This window comes from Lentzea sp. CA-135723 (assembly GCF_050936595.1).
Lineage (GTDB): Bacteria > Actinomycetota > Actinomycetes > Mycobacteriales > Pseudonocardiaceae > Lentzea.
Window position 1 is genome coordinate 2,722,658 of the sequence record NZ_JBNJMK010000001.1, and the last position, 25,184, is coordinate 2,747,841.

Annotated in this window: 15 protein-coding genes; 9 read left to right on the forward strand and 6 right to left on the reverse strand. The window is 69.8% G+C overall.

The features are described from left to right. The first annotated feature begins 64 nt into the window (after positions 1–64). The 6 genes from ACQEU1_RS11450 (at position 65) to ACQEU1_RS11475 (ending at position 13,536) form a co-directional block, all read left to right on the forward strand. Positions 65–3,583 carry a DUF4132 domain-containing protein gene (locus ACQEU1_RS11450; RefSeq protein ID WP_433199152.1) on the forward strand — a complete coding sequence of 1,173 codons (3,519 nt, stop codon included), beginning with the start codon at positions 65–67 and terminating at the stop codon, positions 3,581–3,583. Between the two features lie 120 nt (positions 3,584–3,703). After that, a complete protein-coding gene (locus ACQEU1_RS11455) occupies positions 3,704–7,351 on the forward strand; it encodes a WGR and DUF4132 domain-containing protein (protein WP_433199154.1) in 3,648 nt (1,215 codons plus the stop codon). Continuing rightward, positions 7,348–8,418: an ATP-binding protein gene (locus ACQEU1_RS11460; protein ID WP_433199156.1), complete on the forward strand. Its 1,071-nt coding sequence runs from the start codon at positions 7,348–7,350 to the stop codon at positions 8,416–8,418. The genes ACQEU1_RS11455 and ACQEU1_RS11460 overlap by 4 nt, the downstream gene beginning before the upstream one ends. Next, positions 8,376–10,619: a DUF5682 family protein gene (locus ACQEU1_RS11465; RefSeq protein WP_433199158.1), complete on the forward strand. Its 2,244-nt coding sequence runs from the start codon at positions 8,376–8,378 to the stop codon at positions 10,617–10,619. The genes ACQEU1_RS11460 and ACQEU1_RS11465 overlap by 43 nt, the downstream gene beginning before the upstream one ends. Continuing rightward, positions 10,616–11,734: a VWA domain-containing protein gene (locus ACQEU1_RS11470; RefSeq protein ID WP_433199160.1), complete on the forward strand. Its 1,119-nt coding sequence runs from the start codon at positions 10,616–10,618 to the stop codon at positions 11,732–11,734. The genes ACQEU1_RS11465 and ACQEU1_RS11470 overlap by 4 nt, the downstream gene beginning before the upstream one ends. After that, positions 11,731–13,536, forward strand: coding sequence for an SWIM zinc finger family protein (locus ACQEU1_RS11475; RefSeq protein ID WP_433199162.1), 1,806 nt, complete (start codon positions 11,731–11,733; stop codon positions 13,534–13,536). Before ACQEU1_RS11470 ends, ACQEU1_RS11475 begins: the two co-directional genes overlap by 4 nt. Here ACQEU1_RS11475 and ACQEU1_RS11480 read toward each other — a convergent pair. The 6 genes from ACQEU1_RS11480 to ACQEU1_RS11505 all read right to left on the reverse strand — a co-directional run bounded on the left by ACQEU1_RS11480 (position 13,517) and on the right by ACQEU1_RS11505 (position 21,277). Beyond that, the gene (locus tag ACQEU1_RS11480) at positions 13,517–14,788 is read right to left on the reverse strand and encodes a BTAD domain-containing putative transcriptional regulator (protein ID WP_433199164.1); all 1,272 of its coding nucleotides are present in this window, start codon (positions 14,786–14,788) and stop codon (positions 13,517–13,519) included. The genes ACQEU1_RS11475 and ACQEU1_RS11480 overlap by 20 nt on opposite strands. An 11-nt stretch (positions 14,789–14,799) precedes the next feature. Next, on the reverse strand, positions 14,800–15,720 hold the full coding sequence (locus ACQEU1_RS11485; RefSeq protein ID WP_433199166.1) for an ArsR/SmtB family transcription factor: 921 nt from the start codon (positions 15,718–15,720) through the stop codon (positions 14,800–14,802). Between the two features lie 97 nt (positions 15,721–15,817). After that, positions 15,818–16,372 carry a TetR/AcrR family transcriptional regulator gene (locus tag ACQEU1_RS11490; RefSeq protein WP_433199168.1) on the reverse strand — a complete coding sequence of 185 codons (555 nt, stop codon included), beginning with the start codon at positions 16,370–16,372 and terminating at the stop codon, positions 15,818–15,820. 265 nt (positions 16,373–16,637) lie between these two features. Beyond that, a complete protein-coding gene (locus ACQEU1_RS11495; protein ID WP_433199170.1) occupies positions 16,638–18,719 on the reverse strand; it encodes a restriction endonuclease in 2,082 nt (693 codons plus the stop codon). 413 nt (positions 18,720–19,132) lie between these two features. Then, positions 19,133–19,732, reverse strand: coding sequence for a TetR/AcrR family transcriptional regulator (locus ACQEU1_RS11500; protein ID WP_433199172.1), 600 nt, complete (start codon positions 19,730–19,732; stop codon positions 19,133–19,135). Positions 19,733–19,735: 3 nt separating this feature from the next. Further along, positions 19,736–21,277 (reverse strand): MFS transporter, encoded by a 1,542-nt coding sequence (locus tag ACQEU1_RS11505; protein ID WP_433199174.1) that lies wholly within the window; start codon positions 21,275–21,277, stop codon positions 19,736–19,738. 430 nt (positions 21,278–21,707) lie between these two features. On the opposite strand from ACQEU1_RS11505, the gene ACQEU1_RS11510 reads away from it, so the two are divergent. The 3 genes from ACQEU1_RS11510 to ACQEU1_RS11520 are packed head-to-tail and all read left to right on the forward strand — an operon-like array spanning position 21,708 to position 25,173. Beyond that, positions 21,708–22,187: a hypothetical protein gene (locus ACQEU1_RS11510; protein WP_433199176.1), complete on the forward strand. Its 480-nt coding sequence runs from the start codon at positions 21,708–21,710 to the stop codon at positions 22,185–22,187. After that, a complete protein-coding gene (locus ACQEU1_RS11515; protein WP_433199178.1) occupies positions 22,184–24,451 on the forward strand; it encodes a hypothetical protein in 2,268 nt (755 codons plus the stop codon). Before ACQEU1_RS11510 ends, ACQEU1_RS11515 begins: the two co-directional genes overlap by 4 nt. Then, positions 24,448–25,173 (forward strand): hypothetical protein, encoded by a 726-nt coding sequence (locus ACQEU1_RS11520; RefSeq protein WP_433199180.1) that lies wholly within the window; start codon positions 24,448–24,450, stop codon positions 25,171–25,173. Before ACQEU1_RS11515 ends, ACQEU1_RS11520 begins: the two co-directional genes overlap by 4 nt. Positions 25,174–25,184: the final 11 nt, after the last annotated feature.

Sequence of the window (25,184 nt, forward strand, 5' to 3'; positions counted from 1 at the left end):
CCAACGTCAGACCGGCTCGGCGACGCCGAGGCCACACCCCCGAACCAGAAGCAAGGAGCAGTCAGTGCGCAGGTGGGAGCTCGTCTCGGGCGACTCGGCGAAGTTCTGGGAGATCGACCAGCAGGGCACGTCGGTCACCGTCCGCTTCGGACGGCTGGACACGAACGGCCAGACCCAGACCAAGGACCTGGCCACCGCGGAGGCAGCCACGGCGCACGCCGCGAAACTGGTGGCGGAGAAGGAGAAGAAGGGCTACCGACCGGTCGCCTCCTCGACGCAGGCCGCCCCCGCCACGCCCTCCGCCGGCGGGCAGCCCGCTGCCGCCGCCTCCGAGCAGCCAACCACTCCGTCCACCGAGCAGCCCACCGGCGCCTCCCCTGACGAGGACACCTGGACCATGCCCAAGGCGTGGCTCCGCGACGTCACCCGCCAGCGCGGCTTCCACCCCGCACCCGAGTTCTCCGTGGACCCGGCACTCGCCGACGTGGCCCGCCGCCAGCAGGCCGAACTGGTGGACACGACCATCGAACGGATCCTGTCCGAACCGGAGTCCGAGCGCGACATCGTCGAGGCCACCCGCGCCCACCTGGCGGGCCCGCCCAACCCGGTCGGCGCCGCGGCCGTCGCGGCCATGATCTCCCGGGGCGAGCAGTCGGTGCACGCCTGGATCGCCGACCACGGCCTGGTGTTCGCGACGGAGGCCACCGTCGAGTACGTGCGGCTGCTCTCCGGCCCGACCTGGCTCTCGCAGCAGAGCGCGTACGGCCCCGAACGCCTGGCGTGGCGCGGCGGCTACTTCCACATCGTCCAGGGCGACGTGGAGGGCAAGATGCTCAAGGCCATCCGGTACGCGCTCGCCCTCGCACCCGACGACGAGCGCGACGCGGCCGAGACCGTGCTGGCGAGGTACGGCGCCCTCGACGAGCAGAACGTGAAGATGGTGTGCGCGTTCCTGCTGCCGGGCAGGCCCGACTGGTTCGCGGAGGCGTGTCAGACGGCGCACACGGGCACGCGCTGGTGGATGCTTCCGTTGAGCGCCACCACGTACGAGGAGTTCGAGTCCGCCGACGCCTCGCTGACGCACAGCACGGCGATCCTGTACACGGCGCTCTACGTGCTGGGCCCGTCGTTCGCGCCGTTGCTCGCCGCCGACCTCGACCAGGAGTACCAGCGCGCGGACACCCGCAAGCAGGTGCTGAAGGTGCTCGCCGCGCTGCCCACCGACGAGGCGTTCAAGATCGTGCTGGACCGCCTCGACGGCAAGTACGTGCGCCCGGCACTGCTCTCCATGATGGCGTCGTTCCCCGCCCGCGCCGCCAGGCTGCTCGGCGAACGCGCGGGCAACGCCGAACTGCGCCAGCTCCTCAGCGTGCACCTGAGGACGTACCCGCACCTCGAGGCGCCCGAGGGCTTCGTCGAGGTCGAGACCGTCACCCTGCCGGACGCGCCGCCGGAAGCACTGCCGCAGGTCCTGGCCGCGCCGCCATGGGTCGACCGCAAGCCGCAACCCAAGCCCGTGGTGATCGCGGACGTCCCCGTGCCCGCCCCGTCGATCACGTGGCTGCCGGGCGAGCGCGAGGAGTGGCTGAAGGACGGCCACTGGGACACGCACCCCTACAAGACGTGGCAGCACTGGCTGGCGGAGTTCAAGGCCGGCCGGATCGGCTACCGCATGGCCGATCTCCTCATCGGCGCCCCTGAGGAGGAGGTGCGGCACCTGCTCGCGGACTGGTCGCCCAACCTCGGCTGGAGCGCCGAGACCGTGGGCAAGCGCCTGTCGTCGAAGTTCGACTTCGACGCGCTGCCGCCGTTGCTGAAGATCGTGGAACGCAACTCGGCCGTCGCGGTGGTCGTGGCGCCGTACGCGACCCGCGAGGTGGCGACGCTGATGGCCGACTGGCTGGTGCGTCTCAAGCAGGTCCGCAAGATCGCGCTGGGCTGGCTCGCCCGCCACCGCGAGCAGGCGGCGCGCTTCCTGATCCCCGCCGCCGTGGGCAAGGCGGGCGCGGACCGCCGCAACGCCGAGACCGCGATCCGCCACCTGCACGCGCTGGGTGTCGACGTGGTCGCGCAGGCCCCCAGCGAGGCCGTGGCCGACGCGCTGCGCGCGTTCCTGGCCATCGACCCGGTGGACGTGCTGCCCGCGAAGATGCCGGTCCTCGGCGACTGGACGGACACCCGCCACCTCCCGCAGGTCCTGCTCCGGGACCGCAAGCAGGCCCTGCCCGCCGAGGCGGCGCGCAACCTCCTCATGACGGCCGCGCTGTCCAAGCCCGGCGACGTCTACGCGGGCCTCACGATCGCCCGCGAAGCACTGGACCCCGCCTCCCTCGCGGAGTTCGCGTGGGCGGTCTTCCAGCGCTGGCAGGAGTTCGGCGCCCCGTCCAAGGAAGGCTGGGCGCTCACCGCCCTGGGCTGGTTCGGCGACGACGAGACCGTCCGCAGGCTGTCCCCGCTGATCCGCAGCTGGCCGGGCGAGAGCCAGCACACCAGGGCCGTGACGGGCCTCGACGTGCTGGCCGACATCGGCACCGAGGTCGCGCTGGCGCACCTGAACAGCATCGCGGAGAAGGTGAAGTTCAAGGGCCTCAAGACGAAGGCCCAGGACAAGGTCACCCAGATCGCGGACGAGCTGGGCCTCTCCCGCGACCAGCTGGCCGACCGCCTGGTTCCCCGCCTCGGCCTCGACGACGCCGCCACGCTGGTGATCGACTACGGCCCCCGCCAGTTCACCGTCGGCTTCGACGAACAGCTCAAGCCCTACGTCCAGGACCCGGACGGCAAGCGCCGCAAGGACCTCCCCAAACCGGCCGCCAAGGACGACCAGGACCAGGCCCCGCAGGAGCACAAGCGCTTCGCCGCGCTGAAGAAGGACGTCAGGGCCGTGGCCGCGGACCAGATCCACCGCCTCGAACGCGCCATGGTCGACCAGCGCACCTGGACCACCGAGGAGTTCCACACCGTCCTCGCCGGACATCCGCTGCTCTGGCACATCGTCCGCCGCCTGGTCTGGATCACCGCCGACGGCCAGACCTACCGCCTGGCGGAAGACCGCACCCTGGCCGACGCGAACGACGACGAGTACACCCTCCCCGGCGACACCACGGTCCGCGTGGCCCACCCGGTCGACCTCCAGGCGGAACTGGAGGCCTGGGGCGAGGTCTTCGCCGACTACGAGATCCTCCAGCCCTTCCCGCAGCTCGGCCGCCCCCTGCACCTGGTCCCCGAGGGCGAGGACCTGTTGGCCCACCTGAAGAAGTACACCGACATCGACCACCCGATCGGCAAGATCCTGAGCCTCACCAAGAAGGGCTGGATCCGCGGCGAACCGCAGGACGGCGGCGTCGAGTGCTGGATCACCCGCCCCCTGCCGGCGGGCGGCGCCCTGGTCGCCTCCCTCGACCCCGGCATCGCGGTGGGCGCGATCGACGTGTTCCCGGAGATCAAGTTCACGGACGTGTGGTTCTCCAGCACCGGCCACGGCTACTGGCACTCCCGGCAGGGCGACAAGCCCGCCACCCTCACCGCCGACGCCATCACGGCCTCGGAAGTCCTGTCCGAACTGGAGTCACTCCAGCAGTAACGGCGCCTGCTCAGGGGGTCTGAACAGCTCTTTAAGCTGACGCTAAAGAATTGTCAGACCCCCTGAGTAACGTCCCGTGCACAACACCAACTCCCTTGTGTGGCCCCAGGAGGTACAGCAGTGCGCAGGTGGGAACTCGTCGCGGACGGCTCCGCGAAGTTCTGGGAGATCGAGCAGGACGGCGCGACGGTGACCGTCCGGTTCGGACGGCTGGGCACCGCCGGCCAGACCCAGACGAAGGAGCTGGCCTCCGCCGAGGCAGCCACCGCCCACGTGGCCAAACTGGTGGCGGAGAAGGAGAAGAAGGGCTACAGACCGCAGACAGCCGCACCCGCAGGCACCGCGCCCGCCGCAGCCACGACCGGCTCCGCCACGCCCGCGAGCACCACGGGCACCGCGTCGGCCACGGTCACCACCGACGCGTCCACCACCTCCGGCACCACAGGCACGACGGCACCCGCCGCTACCCCGTCCGGCGCCGCTTCTCCCGCCGTTGCCCTCTCTACCGCTGCCACCTCCGAGGCCCCCACCCCCGCTCCCGTCCTCGACGAGGACTCCTGGTCCTTCCCCAAGGCCTGGCTGCGCGACGTGGTCCGCCAGCGCGGCTTCACCCCGGCCCCGGAGTTCGCGGTCGACCCGGCCAAGGCCGCCCAAGCCCGCCAGCAGATCACCGACCAGGCCGAGACCATCGAGCGCGCCCTCACCGTCAAGGGCTCCAAGCCCGAGCTCGTCACCGCCGCCCGCGAACACCTCGCCGGCCAGGCGAACCCGCTGGGCGCCGCCTCGATCGCCGTCGTGGTCAAGCCCGGCGCACCGGCCGTGCACGCCTGGATCGCCGACCACGGCCTGCCGTTCGCCGCCACCGCGGCCGTGCAGCTCATGGGCCTCACGTTCTCCGAGCAGTGGAACCAGAAGCGCGGCAAGTGGACCAACGTCTGCCTCCAGCACCAGACCGACGGCTTCCGCATCTCGCCGGGCGACCAGGAGGCCCAGCTGCTGACGGCCGTCCGGTACGCGATCGCCGTCGCGGACGAGGCCGAGCACCAGGCCACCGAGGCCGCGCTGGAGAAGCTCGACGGCTCGAAGCAGGAGAAGGAGCTGCGGGCGTTCCTGATGCCCGAGAAGGCCGACTGGTTCAAGGAGTACCGCAAGCAGAACTACTCGCCCAGCCGGTGGTGGATGCTGCCGAGCAGCGCGCGCACGGCGAAGGACTTCGAGAAGGCCGACGAGTCCGTCCTGATGTCGGCGGGCCTGCTCTACACGGCCGTGTACGTGCTGGGCCCGGCCGTCGCGCCGCTGCTCGCCGCGGAGATCGACGGCGACGGCTACTACCAGCGCGCGGACGGGCGCAAGCAGGCGTTGAAGGTGCTCGCCGCGCTGCCGGCGGACGAGGCGTTCACGATCCTGCTCGACCGGCTGGACGGGAAGTTCGTGCGGCCCGCGGTGATCCAGGCGATGGCGGCGTTCCCGCGAAGGGCGGCCCGGCTGATGTCGGCGCGCGTGACGAACAAGGACGTCCGCACCCTGCTGCAGGCCCACCTCGCGTCAAACCCTCATCTCGAGGTGCCGCAGGACGTGGCGGAGCTGCTCGCCGCGTCCGGCCCGGCCGTGCTGCCGGAGGCGGCCCCGGACCAGATCCCGCCCCTGCTCGCCGCGCCGCCGTGGCTGCACCGCAAGAAGCCGGTGAAGCCCGTCGTGCTGACGGACGTCCCGATGCCGGCCGACTCGGTCGGGTGGCAGCCGGGTGAGCGCGAGGAGTGGCTCGAAGCCGGCGCGGAGTGGCGGCAGGACCACCACGACTGGCGCAAGCTCCTCAAGGAGTACGAGGCCGGCACGATCGGCTACTACGACAACGACCTGTTCCTGCTCGCACCGGACGACGCGGTGCAACATCTGGTGCGGGACTGGACGCCCAACTACAGCTACGGCGTCGAGGACTGGGGCAGGAACATCGCCGCCCGGTTCGGCGTCGACGCCGCGCCTTCGCTGATCAAGCACGTCCAGTCCTCCCCAGGGGGTGCCGGCGGGGTCCTACTGCCGTTCGCCACGGCCGAGGTCGCCACGCAGATGGCCGACTGGTTCGCGCGCACCAAGCAGGCGCGCCGCTGGGGCGTCGACTGGCTCGCACGGCACCGCGAGCAGGCCGCGCGGCTGCTCATCCCCGCCGCGTCGGGCAAGGCGGGCATCCCGCGCCGCAACGCCGAGGCCGCGTTGCGGCACCTGCACAACAACGTCGGCGTCGACGTGGCGGCCGTCGCGAAGGAGTGCGGCGCCGAGGCGGCGATCGACGTGGTGCTGTCGGTCGACCCGATCGACCTGCTGCCCGCGAAGCTGCCGGCGATCGGCGAGTGGGCGGACACCCGGCTGCTGCCGCAGGTGCTGCTCGCCGACCGCAAGCACGCTCTGCCGGCCGAGGCGACGAGCCACCTGCTGATGACGGCCGCGCTGTCGAAGCCCGGCGAGCTCTACGCCGGGCTGCCGATCGTCCGCGAGGCGCTCGACCCCGCGAGTCTCGCGGAGTTCGCCTGGGCCGCGTTCAAGGCCTGGGAGCAGGGTGGCGCGCCGTCGAAGGAGAACTGGGCGCTCGCCGCGCTCGGCTGGTTCGGCGACGACGAGACCGTCCGCAACCTCTCGCCGCTGATCCGCAACTGGCCGGGCGAGAGCCAGCACGCGCGGGCCGTCACGGGTCTCGACGTGCTCGCCGAGATCGGCACCGAGGTCGCCCTCTCGCACCTCAACAGCATCGCCGAGAAGGTGCCGTTCAAGGGCCTCAAGACCAAGGCGCAGGAGAAGGTCGCGCAGATCGCGGCCGAGCTCGGCCTGTCCCGTGACCAGCTCTCCGACCGGCTCGTCCCGCGCCTCGGCCTGGACGACGCGGCGACGCTCGTCATCGACTACGGCCCGCGGCAGTTCACCGTGGGCTTCGACGAGCAGCTCAAGCCGTTCGTGCTCGACCCGGACGGCAAGCGCCGCAAGGACCTGCCGAAGCCGGGCGTGAAGGACGACGAGGACAAGGCGCCGCTGGAGCACAAGCGGTTCGCCGCGCTCAAGAAGGACGTCCGCACCATCGCGTCCGACCAGATCCAGCGCCTCGAACGGGCCATGGTCGACCAGCGCACGTGGTCGGCGGAGGAGTTCCTGACGGTCCTCGCCGCGCACCCGCTGCTGTGGCACCTGGTCCGCCGGCTGGTGTGGATCACCGACGAGGGCGGCTCGTTCCGCCTGGCCGAGGACCGCACGTTCGCCGACGCGAACGACGACGAGTTCACGCTCCCGGAGACCGCGACGATCCGGGTGGCCCACGCGGTCGACCTGCACGGCACCGGCGAGGCGGCGGCCTGGGGCGAGGTCTTCGCCGACTACGAGATCCTCCAGCCGTTCCCGCAGCTCGGCCGCCCGGTCCACCTGGTGCCGGAAGGCGACGCGCTCCTCCCCGCGCTCAAGAAGTTCTGCAACACCCCGTACCCGATCGGCAAGCTCCTCGGCCTCACCAAGAAGGGCTGGGTGCGCGGCGCCCCGCAGGACGCGGGCGTCGAGTGCTGGATGACCCGCCCGTTCCCCGCCGGCGGCGCGCTGGTCGCGTCGCTGGAGCCCGGCATCGCGGTGGGCGCCATGGACGTGTTCCCCGAGGTCGGGTTCAGCGACATGTGGTTCTCCCCCAACGGGTACGGCACGTGGTCCGCGCCCGAGGACGCGCCGGCCACCTACCCGGTCGACCCGATCACCCTCTCCGAGCTCCTCTCCGAACTGGAGTCCTTGCAGTCATGACCAGCACGCAGACGATGCAGCGTCCTCCTGCCGAGGTCCGCTACGCCGACGAGCTCGCGCGGCTGCGCGACGGCGACAAGGCACCCAAGCCGCCCGGCTGGGCGTTGAGCCTCGAAGCCGCGCGGAAGTTCGTGGTGGGCGACGACAAGGCGGGCATCAGCAAGAAGTTCGTCGGCGATCCCTCCCTCGTGGACAGGGCGCTGGTGACGCTCGCGACCAGCCGCGGCCTGATGCTGGTCGGCGAGCCGGGCACGGCGAAGTCGTTGCTGTCGGAGATGATCGCGGCGGCGGTGTGCGGCGAGTCGACGCTGACGATCCAGGGCGGCGCGGCCACGACCGAGGACCAGATCAAGTACTCGTGGAACTACGCGCTGCTGGTGGCCGAGGGGCCGTCGCCGCGCTCGCTCGTGCCGGCGCCGATGCTGCGGGGCATGGCCGAGGGCAAGATCGTGCGGTTCGAGGAGATCACCCGCTGCCCGCTGGAGGTCCAGGACTGCATGCTGTCGATGCTGTCGGACCGGGTGATGGCGATCGGCGAGCTCAACGGACCGGACGGCATGGTGTTCGCGCAGGACGGGTTCAACGTGATCGCCACGGCGAACACGCGGGACCGGGGCGTCAACGAGATGAGCGCCGCGCTCAAGCGGCGGTTCAACTTCGAGACGGTGTTCCCGATCGCCGACTTCGACACCGAGCTGGCGCTGGTCGAGCAGGAGGCGGCGAAGCTGCTGGCGAAGTCCGGCGTGGAGCTCGCGCCGCGGCGGGACGTGCTGGAGGTGCTCGTGCGCACGTTCCGCGACCTGCGCGAGGGCAGCGACCGGCTCACCACGGTGATGAGCACGGCCGAGGCGGTGTCCGTGGCGCACGCGGTCGGGCTGCGCGGCTGGTTCCTGCGCGGTGAGGTCGGCACGGCGGCGGACGTCGTGGAGTGCCTCGCGGGCACGGCGGCGAAGGACAACGCGGAGGACCTGGCGCGGGTGCGCCGTTATCTGGAGCAGCACGCGTCGCGGCGCAAGGGCAAGCAGTGGCAGGAGCTGCACCGCGCCCGGCACCTGCTGCCCGGCTGATGGGGGCCGTGTTCGTCGGCGTCCGGCACCACAGTCCCGCCTGTGCCCGCCGCGTCGCCGCCACGATCGAGGAGCAGCAGCCCGCGTACGTGCTCATCGAAGGTCCCGCCGACTTCAACGAGCGCATCGACGAGCTGCTGCTCGGGCACGAGCTGCCGGTCGCGTTGTTCAGCTACTCCGACCAGCACGCGTCGTGGTCGCCGTTCTGCGACTACTCACCGGAGTGGGTGGCCATCACCGAGGCCCGCCGGATCGGCGCCGAGGTGAGGTTCATCGACCTGCCGGCGTGGCACGAGGCGTTCCGCGACGTCAGCAACAGGTACGCGGACGCCGAGCTGCGCTACGCCGAGGTCGTCGACCGGCTGTGCCAGGAGTTCGCGGTCGACAACGTGGACGTCCTGTGGGACCACCTCTTCGAGTGCGAGACCGAGCCGAAGGGCATGGCCGAGTACTTCGACCTGCTGCGCGGCACGGCAAAAGCCGACGACGGCGACTCGGCGCGCGAGGAGTACATGGCGCGCTGGGTGCGGGCGGCGGTCGCGGACGCGGGCGACCGGCCGGTCGTCGTGGTCACCGGTGGCTTCCACACGGCCGCGCTCAAGGCCCAGCTCGACGGCGGCACCGAGTGGCCGGAGGTGCCGGAACGCGAACGGGGTGCGAGCTACCTCGTGCCGTACTCGCACGCACGGCTGGACGCCTTCACCGGCTACCAGTCGGGCATGCCGTCCCCCGGCTACTACCAGCAGGTCTGGGAGAACGGGGCGCAGCGCGCGGCGGACTGGCTGGTCGAGTCGGTCGCGACGCGGCTGCGCAAGCGCAAGCAGCCGGTGTCGACGGCCGACCTGATCGCCGCGCACGCCCAGGCCGGTGCGCTGGCGCGGTTGCGGGGGCACGAGAACCTGGCGCGCACGGACGTGCTCGACGGGCTCACCAGCGCGTTGATCTCCGAGGACCTGACGCAGCCGCCGCCGTGGACGCGGCGCGGCACGCTCCAGGCCGGGGCACACCCGGCGTTGATCGAGATGATCGGTGCGTTGCGGGGCGACAAGGTCGGGCGGCTGCACCCGAGCACGCCGGCGCCACCGCTGGTCAACGCCGTGCAGGAGCTGCTGCGGACGCACGGGCTCGACCAGGAGGGCAGGGTCGCGCTCGACCTGACCGACGCGGACCAGCTGGAGCGCAGCCGGATCCTGCACCGCCTGCGGGTGCTGGGGATTCCGGGTTTCGAGCGCACCAGCGGGCCGTCCGAGGGCGCCAAGCCCCAGTTCGACGAGCAGTGGACGCTGCGGCCGGCGGAGGAGCGGCTCGCGGCGTTGATCGAGGCCGCGGAGAACGGTGCCACGCTGGAGGAGGCGGCGGGAGTGGTGCTGGAACGGCGCTCGCGCGACGCGCAGCTCCAGCAGCTCGCCACGATCCTGTTCGACGCGGTGCTGTGCGGGATCTCGGCGTTGTCAGGCAGGGTCAAGCAGTCGCTCAACGAGGGCGTCCGCGAGACGGGCGACCTGGCGGCGCTGGGCCAGGTGCTGAGCGGTGTGCTCGGGCTGTGGCGGCACGACAGGTTGTTCGGCACCAGGCGGGACCCGTTGCTGGGCTCGGTGATCGACGCCGGCACGGCACGCGTGCTGTGGCTGATCGAGGGCCTGCACGGCGGTCCGGCGCCGGCCGACGCGAACCGGCTCAAGGCGATGGCCGCGACCAGGGACGCCGTGCTGCACGCGAAATCGGCGCTGTCGCTGGACGTCGTGGACGTCACCGGCGTCGCGACCAGGGTGAGCAACGACGTGCAGGCGCCGCCGGACCTGCGCGGTGCGGCGCTCGGGCTGGCCTGGACGCTGGGCAGCCAGCCGGACGTGCGCAAGGTCAGGGCGATCGACGCGCTCGGCGACTGGCTCGCCGGGTTGTTCGCGGTGGCGCGCGAAGAGGTGCTGGCGAGCCCCGACCTGGTCGGGGTGCTGGACGAGCTCGTCAGCGCGATGAACGAGGACGAGTTCCTGGTGGCGCTGCCCGCGTTGCGGCTCGCGTTCAGCTACTTCCCGCCCAGGGAGAGGGAGACGATCGCGTCGACCGTCCTCGCCCACCGCGGCGTGGAGGGCAGCGCGCGGGGCGTCACGCGGCTGACCGTCGACCCGATGGTCGTGGCGGAGGCGATGGCGATCGAGAAGCGCGTGGACGCGTTGCTGGTGAAGGGCGGCCTGGCATGACGGACCTGGAACGCTGGCGGCTGATCCTCGGCGAGCCCGCGTCGCGCTGCACCGGCGGTCTGCAGGGCGAGGGCGCCCGCCGGGACGCCGCGCTGGAGTGGCTCTACGGGCGTGACCCCGAACTGGCAGAACGCGGTGTGCGCAAGACCGGGCCCAGGTCGGGCGGCAACGAGGACTCGGTGCTCCAGACCGTCGACTGGCTCGACGAGGTGCACCAGCTCTTCCCGCGCGAGACGATCGAACGGCTGGAACGCGACGCCGTCGAACGATACGAGATCACCGACGTGGTCACCGATCCCGAGGTGCTGCAACGGATCGAGCCGAACCCGGCGTTGCTGCGCGCGGTGCTGCGGACCAAGCACCTGATGAACCCGGCCGTCCTCGCGCTGGCCCGCAAGATCGTCGAGGCGGTCGTGCGGCAGCTGATGGAGAAGCTGAAGACCGAGGTGCGCACGGCGTTCAGCGGCACGAAGTCGCGGCGGCCGAGCATCCACAAGAACTCCCGCAACTTCGACTTCCGCTCCACGATCAAGGCGAACCTCCAGCGCTACCAACCGGAGGAGCGCAAGCTCGCGATCGAGCACCCGAAGTTCGTCTCACGCACCAAGCGGCATCTTGAGCAGTGGCAGGTGATCCTGCTGGTGGACCAGTCGGGGTCGATGACCAGCTCGGTGATCCACTCGGCGGTCACGGCGGCCTGCCTGTGGGGCCTGCCGGGCCTCAAGACGCACCTCGTCGCGTTCGACACGAACGTGGTCGACCTGACCTCGGACGTGACGGACCCGGTGGAGCTGCTGATGAAGGTGCAGCTCGGCGGCGGCACGGACATCGCGAAGGCCGTCGCGTACGGCGCGAACCTCGTGGACAGCCCGCGCCGGTCGATCGTCGCGCTCATCAGCGACTTCTACGAGGGCGGCAGCGAGACGAACCTCGTGCGCACGGTCAAGAACCTGTGCGAGCAGGGCACCCACGTGCTGTGCCTCGCGGCACTGGACGACGAGGCGAACCCGGACTACGACAGGGCTCTGGGCCAGCGGCTCGCGAACGTCGGCGCCCACGTCGGCGCGATGACCCCAGGACAGCTAGCGGAATTCGTTGCGGAGAAACTCAGGTGACCAGATCCGACCTCCTGGCGCTGACCCCGGACGCGCTGGCGGCGCTCGCCAACCGCGGGCTGGTGAAACGTGCCGTCAAGGAACTGGACGCGGGCGTGGTCCCGGCGCTGGACGTGGACCCGTCTGGCACCGTGCAGGGCAAGTTCCCCGACGGCACCACCACGACCCTGCCGGCGGGCGTCGCCCTGGACGCCGCTCAGTGCAGCTGCGGCGCGACCGGCGTCTGCCGCCACCGCATCGCCGTGGTCCTCGCCTACCAGCGCACCCAGGAGGCCGGTGCACCGGCCGAACTGTGGTCGCCGGGCGCGGTGACGGACACCGACCTGGTCGCGTTGATGGGCGAACGCACCCTGCGCCGTGCGCGCAGGGCGTTCCAGGCGGGCTACCGGGCCAAGCTCCGCCGCCCGACGCAGGAGGACCAGACCGCGCAGGCGGAACTGCCCACCTGCACCGTCACGTTCCTGGTGCCCGGCGACCTCTCGTACGTCCACACCGACGCGGTCAACAAGGACGAGGCCACCGCGCTGGCCGTGTGGGCGTTCCAGGAGGCGGACGCCCAAGGCACCGACACGGTGGACGTGGGCGGTTCTCCCACCACCGCGACGGATCTGACGGCGGTGACCGACCTGCTGGACCAGCTCCTGCTGGACGGCGCCACGAACGCCAGCGAGGTGCTCGACGTGGCGTGGCAACGCCTGCACCGCGACCTGACCGCGCAACGCCTGCACTGGCCCGCCGCCGTCATCACCGACCTGCTGGCGCAGCTGGCCGCCTACCGCACCCGCAGCGCCGACTACGAGGCCGAGCAGTTCGCCGCCCTGCTGACCGAACTGCACGCCCGCACCACGGCGACCGGCGCCAGAGCCGAGGTCCTGGGCCCGGACGAGCCGGCCGAGACCCCGCTGAAACGGGTCCGGCTGACCGCGCTGGGCGCCCGCCTGCGCTCGGAGACCACCGCCGACGTCTACTTCGCCTCCGGTGACGTGGTGCTGGTCCAGCGCGACACTCCCCTGCGCACGGGCCAGAAACTGGCCACGTCCAACGTCGTCTCGGAGTCGGCCACCCGCAATGCGAGCCGGGCCGTGACGCTGAAGACCAGCAGGGTCGCCAAGACCTCGCTGACGCCGGTGGGCACGGCCTGGGACCACCTGTCCCAGGCACTAGTGATCGACGACTACGACCAGGCCGCCGCGCACCTCGCCGACCTCCCGCCCCGTCAGGTCCGCGCCCGCGTCGAGGCCGAACTGGTCAGGGCGATCCGCGTGGCCGAGGTGACCGACCTGGCCTACGACCCTGCGGCCCAACGCCTGACCGCGACCCTGCACTCCCCCACGGGCACCACGTGTTCGCTGGTGGCCACCCACCGCGCCATCGCCCCGACCGCACTGGACGCCCTGACCACCGCCCTGCGCGCCAACCCGACCACGGTCACCGGCAGCGTCCGGCGGCACCGCGGCGGACTGGTCGTGGACCCGCTGGCGGTCCACTGCGAGACCGGCGTCGTGGTCCCGGACCTGGCGAAGGACACGACGCCCCAGCCGCTGGCGCCGGGCCTCACCACGTCAGACCCGTTGAGCGCCGCGGTCGACAGCGCGGTGACGGTGCTGGCCGAGGCCGCGCACCGGGGCCTCGACCACCTGACCGACAGCCTGCTGGGCCGCGTCCGGGAGGTGGGCGCCCACCTGCAGAAGGCAGGACTCACCACGGCGGCGGCTCAGGTGACGGCGTTCGCCGACGGCCCGGCATCCGCCACCTGGCTGCGCGCCCACCTGCGATTGCTCGTCACGGCCGACGTGCGCTGACGAGGCCGCGCCCGACCCCGTCCGGCACGACCGCACCGGCCACCACGGACGAGGTCGGGTCGATCCGCTGGGACAGCACGTAGTCCTCGGCGGCCTCGGCCACCCGCCCGAGCCGTTCCAGCACGAAGCCGCGGAGGTAGGCGGCGCGGGCCGCTCCCCAGCCGCCGAGCGCGATGCCGCGACCGTAGGCGTCCAGGGCGGCTTCGAGCCGGCCGCACGCCGCGAGGGCGTCGCCGCGCAGGGCCCACGTCCTGTCGTCGCCGGGGCTGAGCTCGACGAGCTCGTCGGTGTAGCCGAGGGCTCGCTGGCTCAGGCCGACCGTCAGGTGGGTGCGGGTCAGGAAGGAGTAGAGGGCGTAGGCCTCGTCCGCCCAGGCCAGCCGGTCCATCTCGGCGGCGGGCGTGACGGCGGTCAGGGACTCCAGCGCGCGGCCCAGCAGGCGGTGGGTCTCGGCGATGTCGCGGCGCACGAACGGCACCGCGGCGATCGCGCGGTGCAGGCGGGCCCGGTGCAGCGACGCGGTGAAGCCGTGCTGCGGGAGTTCGGAGGAGGCCTTGGTCGCCAGGGCGGCGGCCGCGTGCAACGAGGTCGAGTCGGCGCCTCGCGCGGCGGTGCGGAAGACGACGAACAGGGCGAGGTCGCGGCGGGTCGCGGCGGGCAGGCCGGACCTGGCGCCGCGCAACGCCATCGCCTCGACGGCGGAGGCAGGGAGGTGGCAGCGCAGGACGGCGAGTTGTTCCAGGGCCAGGTCGGGTGAGAGGACCTGCTTGCGGGGATCGATCACGGTCAGGCCGATCACCGACGCCGCCGAGTGGGGATATCCCAGGCGCAGCAACAGATCGCAGGCCACGCGTTGGTCGGCGACGCGCAGCGTGCCCTGGATGCGGGCGTGCACCCGCCACCACAGTTCGGAGGCGAGGTCGACCGGGAACGTCGTCATGTCCGGGCCCACGGCGTCGAGGCGGCCCCAGCTCGCGGCCGTCAGCAGCCGGAGCTGGGCCGAGGGCGGGGCTTCGAAGCGCGGCACGTCGGCGGCGCGGCCGGCCACGAAGGCCGTGGCCATCGCGTGGGTGATGCGGGCGTGCAGGGCGGAGACCCCGGCCCGTGGCGCCGGTTCCGCGGTCACCGGGGCGGACAGACCGGCGTAGACACCGCAGGCCACCGGAACGTCGGCTGTGCGCAACGCGCGCAGGCGGGTCGCGAGCGCTTGAGGACTCGGGTCGGTGCGGTACCGCGGCATGGCGGTGGTCATGCCGGCCTCCTTCAGTTCAGCAGTTCCCAGCCTCGCCGGGTCAGGCGGTGGCGGACCGACCTGCCGTTGCGGTGGGTGGACACGAACCCCGCGGTGCGCAGGGCGGTCGCGTGCTGCGACGCGGTGGGCAGGCTGATGCCCACGTGCTTGGCGAGTTCGGTGGTGGTGCGTTCCGACGTGAGGGCGCGCAGCACCAGCGTGCGGGTGCGGCCCAGGGCGAGTTCGAGGCTGGCGCCGCTCGGCTGGGGCGCGGTGACCGGGTAGAAGAGCAGCGGTTGTGGTTCGGCGAACATCGACACGGCCGGGCGGGTGAGGCCGTTGAGCACCGGCACGATCAGCATTCCGGTGCCGCGCAACGAGATCTCGGTGTCCCAGCCCAGTTCGACGTGCAGTGCTGGCGAGGTCCAGGAGATCGACGGGTGCAGGTGGCCCAGCAGGTCGCCGAAGCCTCGCGACACCGCCTGCGACGACCGCAGCCGCACCTCGGCGTCGAACGCCTGACGGGTCTGCGACCAGTTCGGGCCGAGCAGGTCCCGAAAACCCGCCGAGAACGCGGAACGCAGGTCCTGGCGCGAGGTCGGGGTACCGGCGGCGAACGCGCGCAGCCACGGCGACGTCGTGCCGAGCATGCTCGCGATCTGGTCGCGCACCCGCGCCGACGGCACCTCGAGGACCTGCCGGACGGCCTCGTCGAAGTCGGGGCGCGCGGAGTTGAAGAAGTCGGGGATGAACCGGCCGGGCCTGATCAGTTCGGCGAGCGGGCGGATGTGCGGGAGCAACAGGCGGTCCCAGTTGCCGCTGTGCACCGAGAACACCAGCTCGTACATCGGCAGCGGCGCGGACGCGAACCGCGTGCGCGCGAGGTCTTCGAGTTCGAACAGAATCGTCAGCCCGCGCCCCTTGGGCACGGCTTCGGACATCACGATTGGCATGTGCTTCCCCCCGGAGTGCCACTCACTTCCGAAGGTACGCAGAATTCGTTGTCCGGTGTCAGCGCTGTTCCACTTGACAACGTTCGGTGGACAAACGTCAGACGAGCGGGCCCGTCTGCTCGGTCAGCTTCAGCAGCAGGTCACGGGTGTGGGCGCGCTCCTCGTCGGACTCCTGGCCGCGCCACAGCAGATCGGCCAGCGTCACCCCATCGAGTGCACGGGAAATGAGGTCCGCCCGTTGCGGGTGCAGGCCGTCCGAATCGGTCTGCTGCCGCCAGCGGGTCGCGGCGACGTCCATGCGCTGCTGGAGTTCCGGAACGCCCAGCAACGCCGTTACGACGGACGGGTGAGACCAGAGGTCGTCGGTTTCGAACGTCGCCCGGATGTGCGCGCGGGTCCACCGGCCTGGCATGTCCTCGGGTTCGAGCAGCCGCTCGACGGTCGCGTCGTAGTGGTCGAACCACTCCTGGATCAGCCCGACGATCAACGCCTGCTTGGTGCGGAAGTGGTGCAGCAGGCCGCCTTTCGACACGCCCGCCTCCTTGGCCACGGCGTCGAGGCTGACGTTCGGCCCTTGCTCGATCAACGCGCGCGCGGCGGCGGCGAGCACCTCACTGCGGGTGCGGGGCGCGTTGCGCTGCTCTCCGGGCATGGTGATCAACCTATGTGCTCCAACACATGGCCCGAGGGTTTTGGACACGCCCGCCCTTTGACGATGTGGTCGACGGTGGCATAGGTGCTGCGGGCACGGATGCATGCGCCTACGGCGTCCGGCAGCGCGCGGCGGGCGTCCACGGAGGTGCGCTCGGCTACGCGCGACGTGGATAACTCCTCGAGCAGTTCGGCTTGCGCGGCAGCTTCGCTGCCATCCCTAGATCATGCAGCTCGGCGCCGGAGCCGTGGTCCGCATCCAGCGCTTAGCTGTTGCTCTCGAGAGAAAGAGAGCCGAGACTGGCGCTCAACCCGACCAGTCGCCGTTCGATGTTGATGGGTGCGTCGACAAGCTTGCACTTGTCCCCCTTCATCTTGACCGCCCCGACCAGGCCGCTGGTCAAGAAAGCCAGGCAATCGTCAACGAACCCCCTCGAAGGTCTCGGGACCACTTCCTTGCGCAACGTGAAGTGCAGGTTCTCTGTGGAGATGTACCCCTCCGCCATGGGATCGTCGTCGTTCGCCTCCTGGTAGAGGACGTTGACGATTCTGGTGAGAATATCCACAGCGAAGCTTGCCGCGCCGTATGCGTCGAAAACAGCGGTCAGATCGTCCGGATTCTCGAACAGGACGCGCAACTGCGGCAGCGTTAGCGGCGCCGTGCGGTGCAGCTCCAGGAGGCTCACCAACTCGTCCACGGTGATCAGCGTGATTCGGTGGTTCGACGCCCAGTCCTTCACCCTGGGCGCGAACTCCGGTCCCACGATGGCCGCGTACTGCGCGGTGTGCTTCTTCAGATGGTCCTTGATCGCGTCGAACGCCACCGCGTTGTCACCGATCACGCCGCTCGCGGACGCCTTGGTGTCCACGATCGCCCGGTATCGGTCGGACGCGGACAGGTCAACGGTGAGCAGCACGTCAGTCTGTCCTTTGCCCCCGAGGTGTTGAGCGTCGAAGCCGAGGTACTCGAACGCCTTCGCCACCGACTGCTCGAACTGCGTGCTGGCGTCACTCACGTTCGCACATCGCCGCAGTTCAGTGACTAGTTCAGCGAGAACCGACCGAGTCGGCAACTCGTCACCCGAGCCGGGTTCCGCTGGTTCGGCTGACGAATCCGGCGCCGTCTGACGCGGAATCTCCAACGGCAGTTCGTCAACCAACGCCCGCCCGTTGGCGGTGATCCGGTAGCGGAACCAATCGATGCGCTCGACCAGCCCTGCTTCGTACAGAAACGCCAATCGGCTGCGAATCTCGGAGTCGTTCATCTGTTTGTGCCCGAACTTGGTCTTCGCCACGCTGATGAGATGGGACGTCGACACGTTTCCGTCGATAGCCGCCAGAAGCTCACCCACGAAGCTGAAGCGCAGGTGGAGGTGCCGGACGAAGTCAACCTCATTGCCGGACTGCAGAATAGTTCCCATGTCACCGGGCACCCCGAACCGGTTGAACGAGACCATGTCGACAACACCCATGTTTCGCAGGGTGTGCATGCTTTGCGTGAAAGAGCTCTTCTTCTGTCCGAACGCAGCCTCAGCCTTGACGAAGATCTCGTCCGCCGACGCGCCAGAACCGATCAGGTCGAGAAAGTTGCGCAGTGCGTCGAACATTCCGGGCTGCGCCCCCTGCGACGGCCGCCCCGGGCTCTTCCTCCCCTTGGGGATGTAACCGATCAGAACCTTGCGTTCCGCCAGCTCTTCAGCACAGCACGCGTCCAGTGCCGTGGCCAGGAACGGCTGCGGCTCCGGAAGGTCCGCGACCTCGTCACCTCCGGGATCAAGGTCGGGCGCGACGCTCTCGGGCGTGGCGAGTTCGACTTCCCCCAGAAACTCCTTTCCCCGTTCAGTCACGACTAGCTTCGCGTGCCCCCACCGTTCCAGCATCCCGAGCGCTTGCAGCCAGGAGAGACGCCGCCGAATCTGGTCGAGGCTGGTCCACGACAGGCTGAACCGCTGAGCGAGTTTGAGAAAATCACCATCCTCCGGCTGATCGTTGATGTGCGCCAGGAGCTCTCCGAAGAGTTTCACGTTCGCGTGCAGGTGCCGGGCAAAAAAGGTGTCGTCGCCGGATTCGAACCAGTGTCGGACCGCAGGAGACGCGTCCCAGACACTCTTCCCCGATCGCACCACGATGCCACCGCGAGTCAGCTGACGAGTGAAGAACTCGTCGCAGACGACCGAGCGAACCTCGCCACCGTTGAACGTCAGCGTAACGTTCTGACCGCTGACCAGTGGGAGCTGCTCGATGATGCGGCGGAGCGAGTTGGCCTGATCATCAGACCTTCCTGGAATCACCCCCACCGTGTTCGAACGATCACGCCAGGAATTTTGGACGACGTCAGGCTTGTCCACCGTTCTCCGCTCCCGTCAGTTGGCGCCACCGACGCCGCAACATCCACATCGGTTGTGATGGAGAGGCGTTACCTGGCGTCGTACTCGGACCGGCTCACGGCTCTTCTCACGCGAGCGAAGTGGTCCCGCCAGGTACAGCGTCATGAACCACTCGACAGAGTCGTCCCACACCGCGGCGAACCTCTCGGCTGAAGAGAGCCGTTCTGCCCGCAGCAGATGGCGGCGTGGGCAGCACCCCAGCAGACGCCATGAGGCTCTGCTCATAGACAAACAGCATGGGCCGCTTCGGTTGCGACACGTCAGCACGGGGTTCAGGTACCCGAACCCCGCACCTTTCTCAGACCGATGTCGATCAAGTTGCCCGCGATAGGCGTGGTGCTGTCGCACGAAACGCGGACCGTTCGGACCAGCGGCTATGGCGTGTCGCCGTCCGGCGGGGCCAGGTGGTCCCAGACGGGACCGGGCGTGGTGAGACTGACCAGGAGGGCTTCCAGGTCGATCTGCGGCTGCCGGTCCGGGTGGTGGTGCCAGGTGGGTATGGCGCTGATGCCATCGGCCGCGGCCGTGATGAGTGCGGTGACGTGAGGTGGGAGGCCGTCTGCGGCGAGGTCGTCGTGCCAGCGGAGGGTGTCCTCGCGGGCGAGGTCGGTGATCTCGGGGATGGTGGCCAGGTGGCTGAGCAGGGGGACGAGGTCGCGGAAGTTGCCGGGGTCGCGGGAGAACGCCGCGCTGACCCGGATGTAGGCGCGGGTGAGGCGACCCGGTTCGGTGTCGTCGGGATCCATGGCGGCGTCGACGTCGGCGCGGAACCGGTCGAACAGGTCCTGGGCGAGGGCTCGCACCAGGTCGTCCTTGGTGGCGAAGTGGTGCAGGAGACCACCTTTGGACACGCCCGCCTCTTTGGCGATGTGGTCGAGGGTGGCGGAGGTGCCGCGGGCGCGGATGCACGCGCCCGCGGCGTCCAGCAGCGCGCGGCGGGTGTCCTCAGGGGTCCGCCCGGCTACACGCGGCATGAACTACTCCTCGATCGGGTTCTTGGTGGTGCCGCTCTTCCTACCGGAAGGGATGGTGTACCGGGCGATCAGGGCGGCGATCACCGTGATCGCAGCGGCTACGACAGAGGTGATCTGCATGGCGGTCGTGAACGCTTCCTGTGCTGCCTCGAGCACGCCGGCGGTGTCACGGGCGGCGTTGACCGCCGTGGCCAGGGAGTCCTCCACGGCCACGCGGGTGGCGCCCGTCAGGTCGGCGGGCAGGTCCAGCGACGCGCGGTAGACCAGGGTCACCGTCGAGCCGAGCAACGCGATGCCGAGCGCGCCGCCGAGTTCGAAGGCCGTCTCGGAGATGGCCGACGCCGCACCGGCGCGTTCGGACGGCACCGCGGAGACCACGGCGTCGACCGTGAGCGTCATCGCCACGCCGATGCCCAGCCCCAGCGGGAGCAACGCCACAGCCAGCCAGAGGATGTCGTCGGTGCCCTCGGCGACGGCGACGAGCACCAGGCCGAGCGCACCGAGCAGCAGGCCTGCCGCCACCGCACGGCCGGTGCCCAGACGCGCCACGAGCACACCCACCACGGCGACGGCAAGGACGGACGCCACCGTCGTGGGCAACTCGACCAGCCCAGCGGCCAGCGGTCGCAGGCCACGCACGAGCTGCAGGTACTGGGAGAAGAAGAACAACACGCCCATCAATGCGAAGATCGCGACGAAGTTGGCCAGCACCGCTCCGCTGAACGCCTTGTTGGAGAACAACTCCACGTCGATCAGCGGCGTTTTCAGCCGACGCTGACGGCGGACGAAAAGCACACCCGCAGTCACGCCGACCGCTGCGGCGAGCATCGACTGGAGATCCACTCCGACGCTGATGGCGTGCTTGATCGCGTAGACCAGCGGGATCACGGCCGTCATCGACATCGCGGCGGAGATCAGGTCGAACCGGCCTGGTCGCGGGTCGCGCGACTCCGGCAGCAGAAGTGCGCCGGCCACCAGGAACACCAGCACCACGGGCACGTTGATCAGAAACACCGAGCCCCACCAGAAGTGCTCCAGCAGCAGCCCGCCGACCAACGGCCCCAGCGCCATCCCGCCGGCAGAGGCAGCCGACCAGATCGCGATCGCCCTGGTGCGTTCGCCCTGTTCGGGGAACATGTTCCGGATGATCGACAACGTGGACGGCATGATCGTCGCCCCGGCCACACCCAGCAGCAGCCGTGCCGCGATCAGCATCTCCGCGTTCGGCGCGAACGCCGCCAGCGCCGAAGCCGCCCCGAACGCCGCGGTACCCACCAGCAGAACGCGCTTGCGCCCAAGCCGGTCGGCGAGCGTGCCCGTGGTCACCAGCAGGCCTGCCAACGCCAGCGCGTAAATGTCACCGATCCAAAGGATCTGCGTAGAACTCGGTGCCAGATCGGCAGTCAGCGATGGCACGGCCAGGTACAGCACCGTGCCGTCGATTGCCAGCAGCAGCATCGACCCGACCAGCACTGCCAACGCCGCCCACCTGCGCCGATAGGGGGCCATCACCTTCGTAGCCGCGTGAGCATCACCGGACGTCATACCTTTATTGTACCGTCTGGACGGTCTAGTAGAGTCCTCGCGAGAGGTTTCGTCTAGCGCGGCCAGATCACCACCGACTTCCGAGTGCCCGGCAAGGAGTAGCCGCTACCCGACAGAACCGGTGGCATCAAACTCGCGGGACCGCCCTGCGCGAACGCGTTCCTCCGTGGCCCTCCGTCCAGGACGACGACTCGCCGACGGACGGCAGTCCGATCGCGTCTCCGGCCGAGTTCGTGGGGAACACGGAGTGTCAGATACAGACTTGTCCTAGATTTAGGGCAAAAACGTCCGTTTGGGTGGAAACACTCCGCTTTTCTTCCTCCGGTCCGAGTCGCTGTGCCACGTTGTGGTCTCTGGCGGCCGTCATCGCCGGGATTCGACAGCCGCGCACGCATTGCGCACATCAGCGTCCATGTCCTTGGAGTGTCCCGTGCCTGATCCCTTCACGCTCGCAGCCGTCAGCGCCACCGCCCTTCCACATCTGGTGAAGTTCGTGTTCGAGCAAGCGGGAAAGGTTCTGGACAAAAGGCGTTCCACCGCGGCTGTGGAGACCACCGGGGCGGAAGAAGCGCAGAAGCTCCGCGAGTTGGAGCAGTCCGCGCAGGTGTTGCGGAAGTACGCGGTGGACGGAACTCAGCCGCAGGCCGCGGACGAGGAACTGCGCAACGCCGTCGGCACCGCATGCCGGCACATCGAGTCGCTCAACGGCGAGCCCCTAGACCTGGTCGCCGGGCTCAGGCAGCGCGGAGTCCGGGTCGACTTCGAGAACAACGACATCACCGGCACCGTCACCGGGATCAAGGCGACCGGAATCGCCGGCACGGCCAAGGTCAGCGTGAAGCTCAACGACAGCACGGTGCGCGCCGGTGGCGAGTTCACGGGCATCGAGCTCAACGGACCGATCGGATGACCCAGTCCTTCGACCCTCCGCCCGACGCGACGAGCGCACTGGCACCAAGCGATCCGGCCGAGACCACCAACCTCTGGCAGCCAAGGCAGGTCGAGACTCCCGCGCCCGTCTCCGAAGCACCCGATTTGACCGGGGACGGCGCCGCGATCAACGTCACGATCTCAGGAAACTTCGACATCGCCGGCGAGATCAACGGCGTGAAGGTCGTCAACAAGGTTCAGGCGACACTGGAGCACCTCGATGCTGACGACGCCTACCTCGACCTGGCGCTGCGACTGTTCGCGCCGCCGGAAGGCTTCCACGACAGCTACCGCGAGTGGCGGAACCATCAGCGACTTCTCGTGCTGGCCCGTGAGCCCGGCAGCGGTCGCACGACGATCGCACACGCATTGCTCGCGACGATCCGCCGAGAAAGCGGGCAGGCGATCCAGGTCGGGGCACTGCCGTTCGGCGGCGGCGAGACGTTCCCGATCAGTCGGCTGCCGCTGGAGCACCGCCGCTGGGCGTATGTCGTGGAAGTTCCTCCGGACGAAGAGGACTTCACACTCCGCTCCCGTTCGTTCCGCATGATGCTGACGAGCCTCGGGGCGGAGCTCGCCCGCCGCGAGTCCTGGCTGATCTTCCTGATCAGTCCTGAGCAGTGGGCGAGCTGCGTGGACGAGACCATCGCACCCATGGCAGCCGAAATCGGTCAGGCGGAGCCGGCCGAGATCGTACGCAGAGCGCTGGCCGTGCACGAGCCGGACATCGACGTGGAACGCTGGCTGAGGGCAAGCCAGATCACAGAACTCCTGGTCGGCCAGCAACCCACCGAGGTCCTCGACGTCGTCGAGCTGATCCGATCCGCTCACCACGCGGATCCCGGCCAACTGGTCGCATTCCAGGAGAACGAGCACAACCCCGAGCACGGGCAGTTCACCGACGGTGGCGACCGCTGGTTCGCCCGCCGTGTGTTCACGGTAGTGGAAGCCAGGAGGAACTGGCGCAAGCAACTGCTCGCCTGGCACGGGAAGCAGGGCCGGACGAGTCTGCAGCGGAGCTTCCTGCTCGCCGCCGCCGCTCTGCCGGACGCGCCCGCGGCCTACGTCTACGCCTTGGCCTGCAAGCTGAACGCCCTGCTCCGGGACGAGAAGCAGCAGCCCTCGCTCGCCGCCTTCGACACTCCCGGGATCATCGAACTGGTGGACGCCGTAGAGGCCGACCTCTCCCACCACGACACCGTCCAGTTCCGGCACGACGGCTGGGACGACGCGGCGTTGCACTACTTCTGGACCGATCGGCCCTACACGCGTCAGCACTTCATCGACTGGCTCGCCGACGCGCCGAAGTACACCGACCGCAGCACCTTCGAGTCGCTCACCGGCCAGCAGCAACGCGATCTGGCCAGCCGCATCGCCCGATTCGCGGTGCACTGGGCCACCAGGCAACAACGACCGGAACCGCTCGCCAAGCTCGCGGACGCCTGGCACGGCACACCCCTGTGGCAGGTCTTCGTCTCCGCCCTCGACGAGGCCGCGATCCAGTCGAGCACCCACCGCTACATCCACTCCATGCTTCTGAAGTGGGCGACCAAGAAGGACGCCCTGTCATTGTGGCGGGCGGTCGCGGAGGTCTGCGGGCTTGAGTTCGGCCGCAGGCACACAGGCAAAGCCCTGCGACGGCTCAGGCACGTCGCGGCGGTCGACGACCCCGGTATCGAGGAAGCCGTCCAACGCAGCGTCATCACGCTGTGGGACGACAAGTCCGTGCGCAAGACGCTCTTCGACATGATCAGCAGCTGGTGCGCCGGTCCTGCCACCACGTCGATCGCCCGTCGTGCGTTCGGCGCACTCGCGGCCAAGATCGATCCCAGTGAGAACGTCCCCGCGCTCCTGGTGCGAGGAGTCGACACCGACTTCACCGCCTCGTCCGCGACTCTGGCCGTGGGCTGGACGGTGCTGCTGTCGCCACCACGCGGCGAGGACGCCGAGAAGTCGACCGAGGCGACCGCGCACCAGTGGATCGACATCGCGCTGCGCCGGCCGGAACTCCGCGACGACGTGCTGGAGGTGCTGCGCAACGCGGTCGACCACCCCGAAGCGGCGGGCAGGGTCTCGCCACGCGCACGGCTGCTGCACTACCTGTTCACGTGGCACGAATCCGGTGACGGCACCGACGCCACCGAACGCAACGACGTCTACCACCAGCTGACCAAGCTCGTGCAGAGCGACTTCGCGCGCTTGCTCGCGGGCGACGGCACCAGCGGGACGGATCGCGCGGCGTGAGGTGGGGTTCGGCGCGCTGGACCGACCAGCGAGAGTACTCATACCGGGACAGTGTCCCGAGTGCCGACGAGGGCGTCGAGTTCACCGTCGTGCTGACCGTGCAGGCGCGGGTCGCGCGACGCCGCGGCCAGTCGCCTCCTGACCCGCTCGATCTCGTGGTTCCGGCCGCCGACGCGATCATCCGGCCGATGGCGGCCGGTACCGCCGCGCTCCGCGCCGGGTACCTCCAGCACACCGTCGCGAGCCAGGTGGCGGACTTGAAGTCGTTGTCGGACAAGCAGGCCCGGATCTCCGACGTGTTCGTCTGGATCAGTCTCGACGACGACGCGGCCGCGCGAGCTCGTGAGGTCCAACGCCTGCTCCACGAGCTTCGGCTCGACGAGCTCGCGAGGCGACAGGCCCGAGCTCGGGCTCGGTTCGTCCGGGACGAATGCCTCGCGGACCCCGCAACCGCACGGATCTACGCGCTTCTGGAGAAGTCCCCGCGAACCGGCGAACTGGGCGACGTGCTCGCCCGGGAGGATCTGGTCACGCAGGTCGCGCAGTGGCACGAGCCGGCCAAGGCCGTCCTCGTCACGCGAGGGATCATCGGCCTGTTCGAGCGCCTGACGCCGGAACAGGCCGTTGACATCGTGAGCCGGTTCATTCCTGTGCTCAAGGCCTACGGCGCGGTTGAACTGGCCGACGAACTGCAAGGCATCAACACCCCGCCCACCACCTGAATTCGACGAAA

Bases quoted from the DNA above. Each gene is read 5' to 3' on its own strand.
- ACQEU1_RS11505 (WP_433199174.1), bottom strand. From the start codon at position 21,277: ATGACGTCCGGTGATGCTCACGCGGCTACGAAGGTGATGGCCCCCTAT.
- ACQEU1_RS11500 (WP_433199172.1), bottom strand. From the start codon at position 19,732: ATGCCGCGTGTAGCCGGGCGGACCCCTGAGGACACCCGCCGCGCGCTG.
- ACQEU1_RS11480 (WP_433199164.1), bottom strand. From the start codon at position 14,788: ATGACCACCGCCATGCCGCGGTACCGCACCGACCCGAGTCCTCAAGCG.
- ACQEU1_RS11485 (WP_433199166.1), bottom strand. From the start codon at position 15,720: ATGCCAATCGTGATGTCCGAAGCCGTGCCCAAGGGGCGCGGGCTGACG.
- ACQEU1_RS11460 (WP_433199156.1), top strand. From the start codon at position 7,348: ATGACCAGCACGCAGACGATGCAGCGTCCTCCTGCCGAGGTCCGCTAC.
- ACQEU1_RS11490 (WP_433199168.1), bottom strand. From the start codon at position 16,372: ATGCCCGGAGAGCAGCGCAACGCGCCCCGCACCCGCAGTGAGGTGCTC.
- ACQEU1_RS11470 (WP_433199160.1), top strand. From the start codon at position 10,616: ATGACGGACCTGGAACGCTGGCGGCTGATCCTCGGCGAGCCCGCGTCG.
- ACQEU1_RS11515 (WP_433199178.1), top strand. From the start codon at position 22,184: ATGACCCAGTCCTTCGACCCTCCGCCCGACGCGACGAGCGCACTGGCA.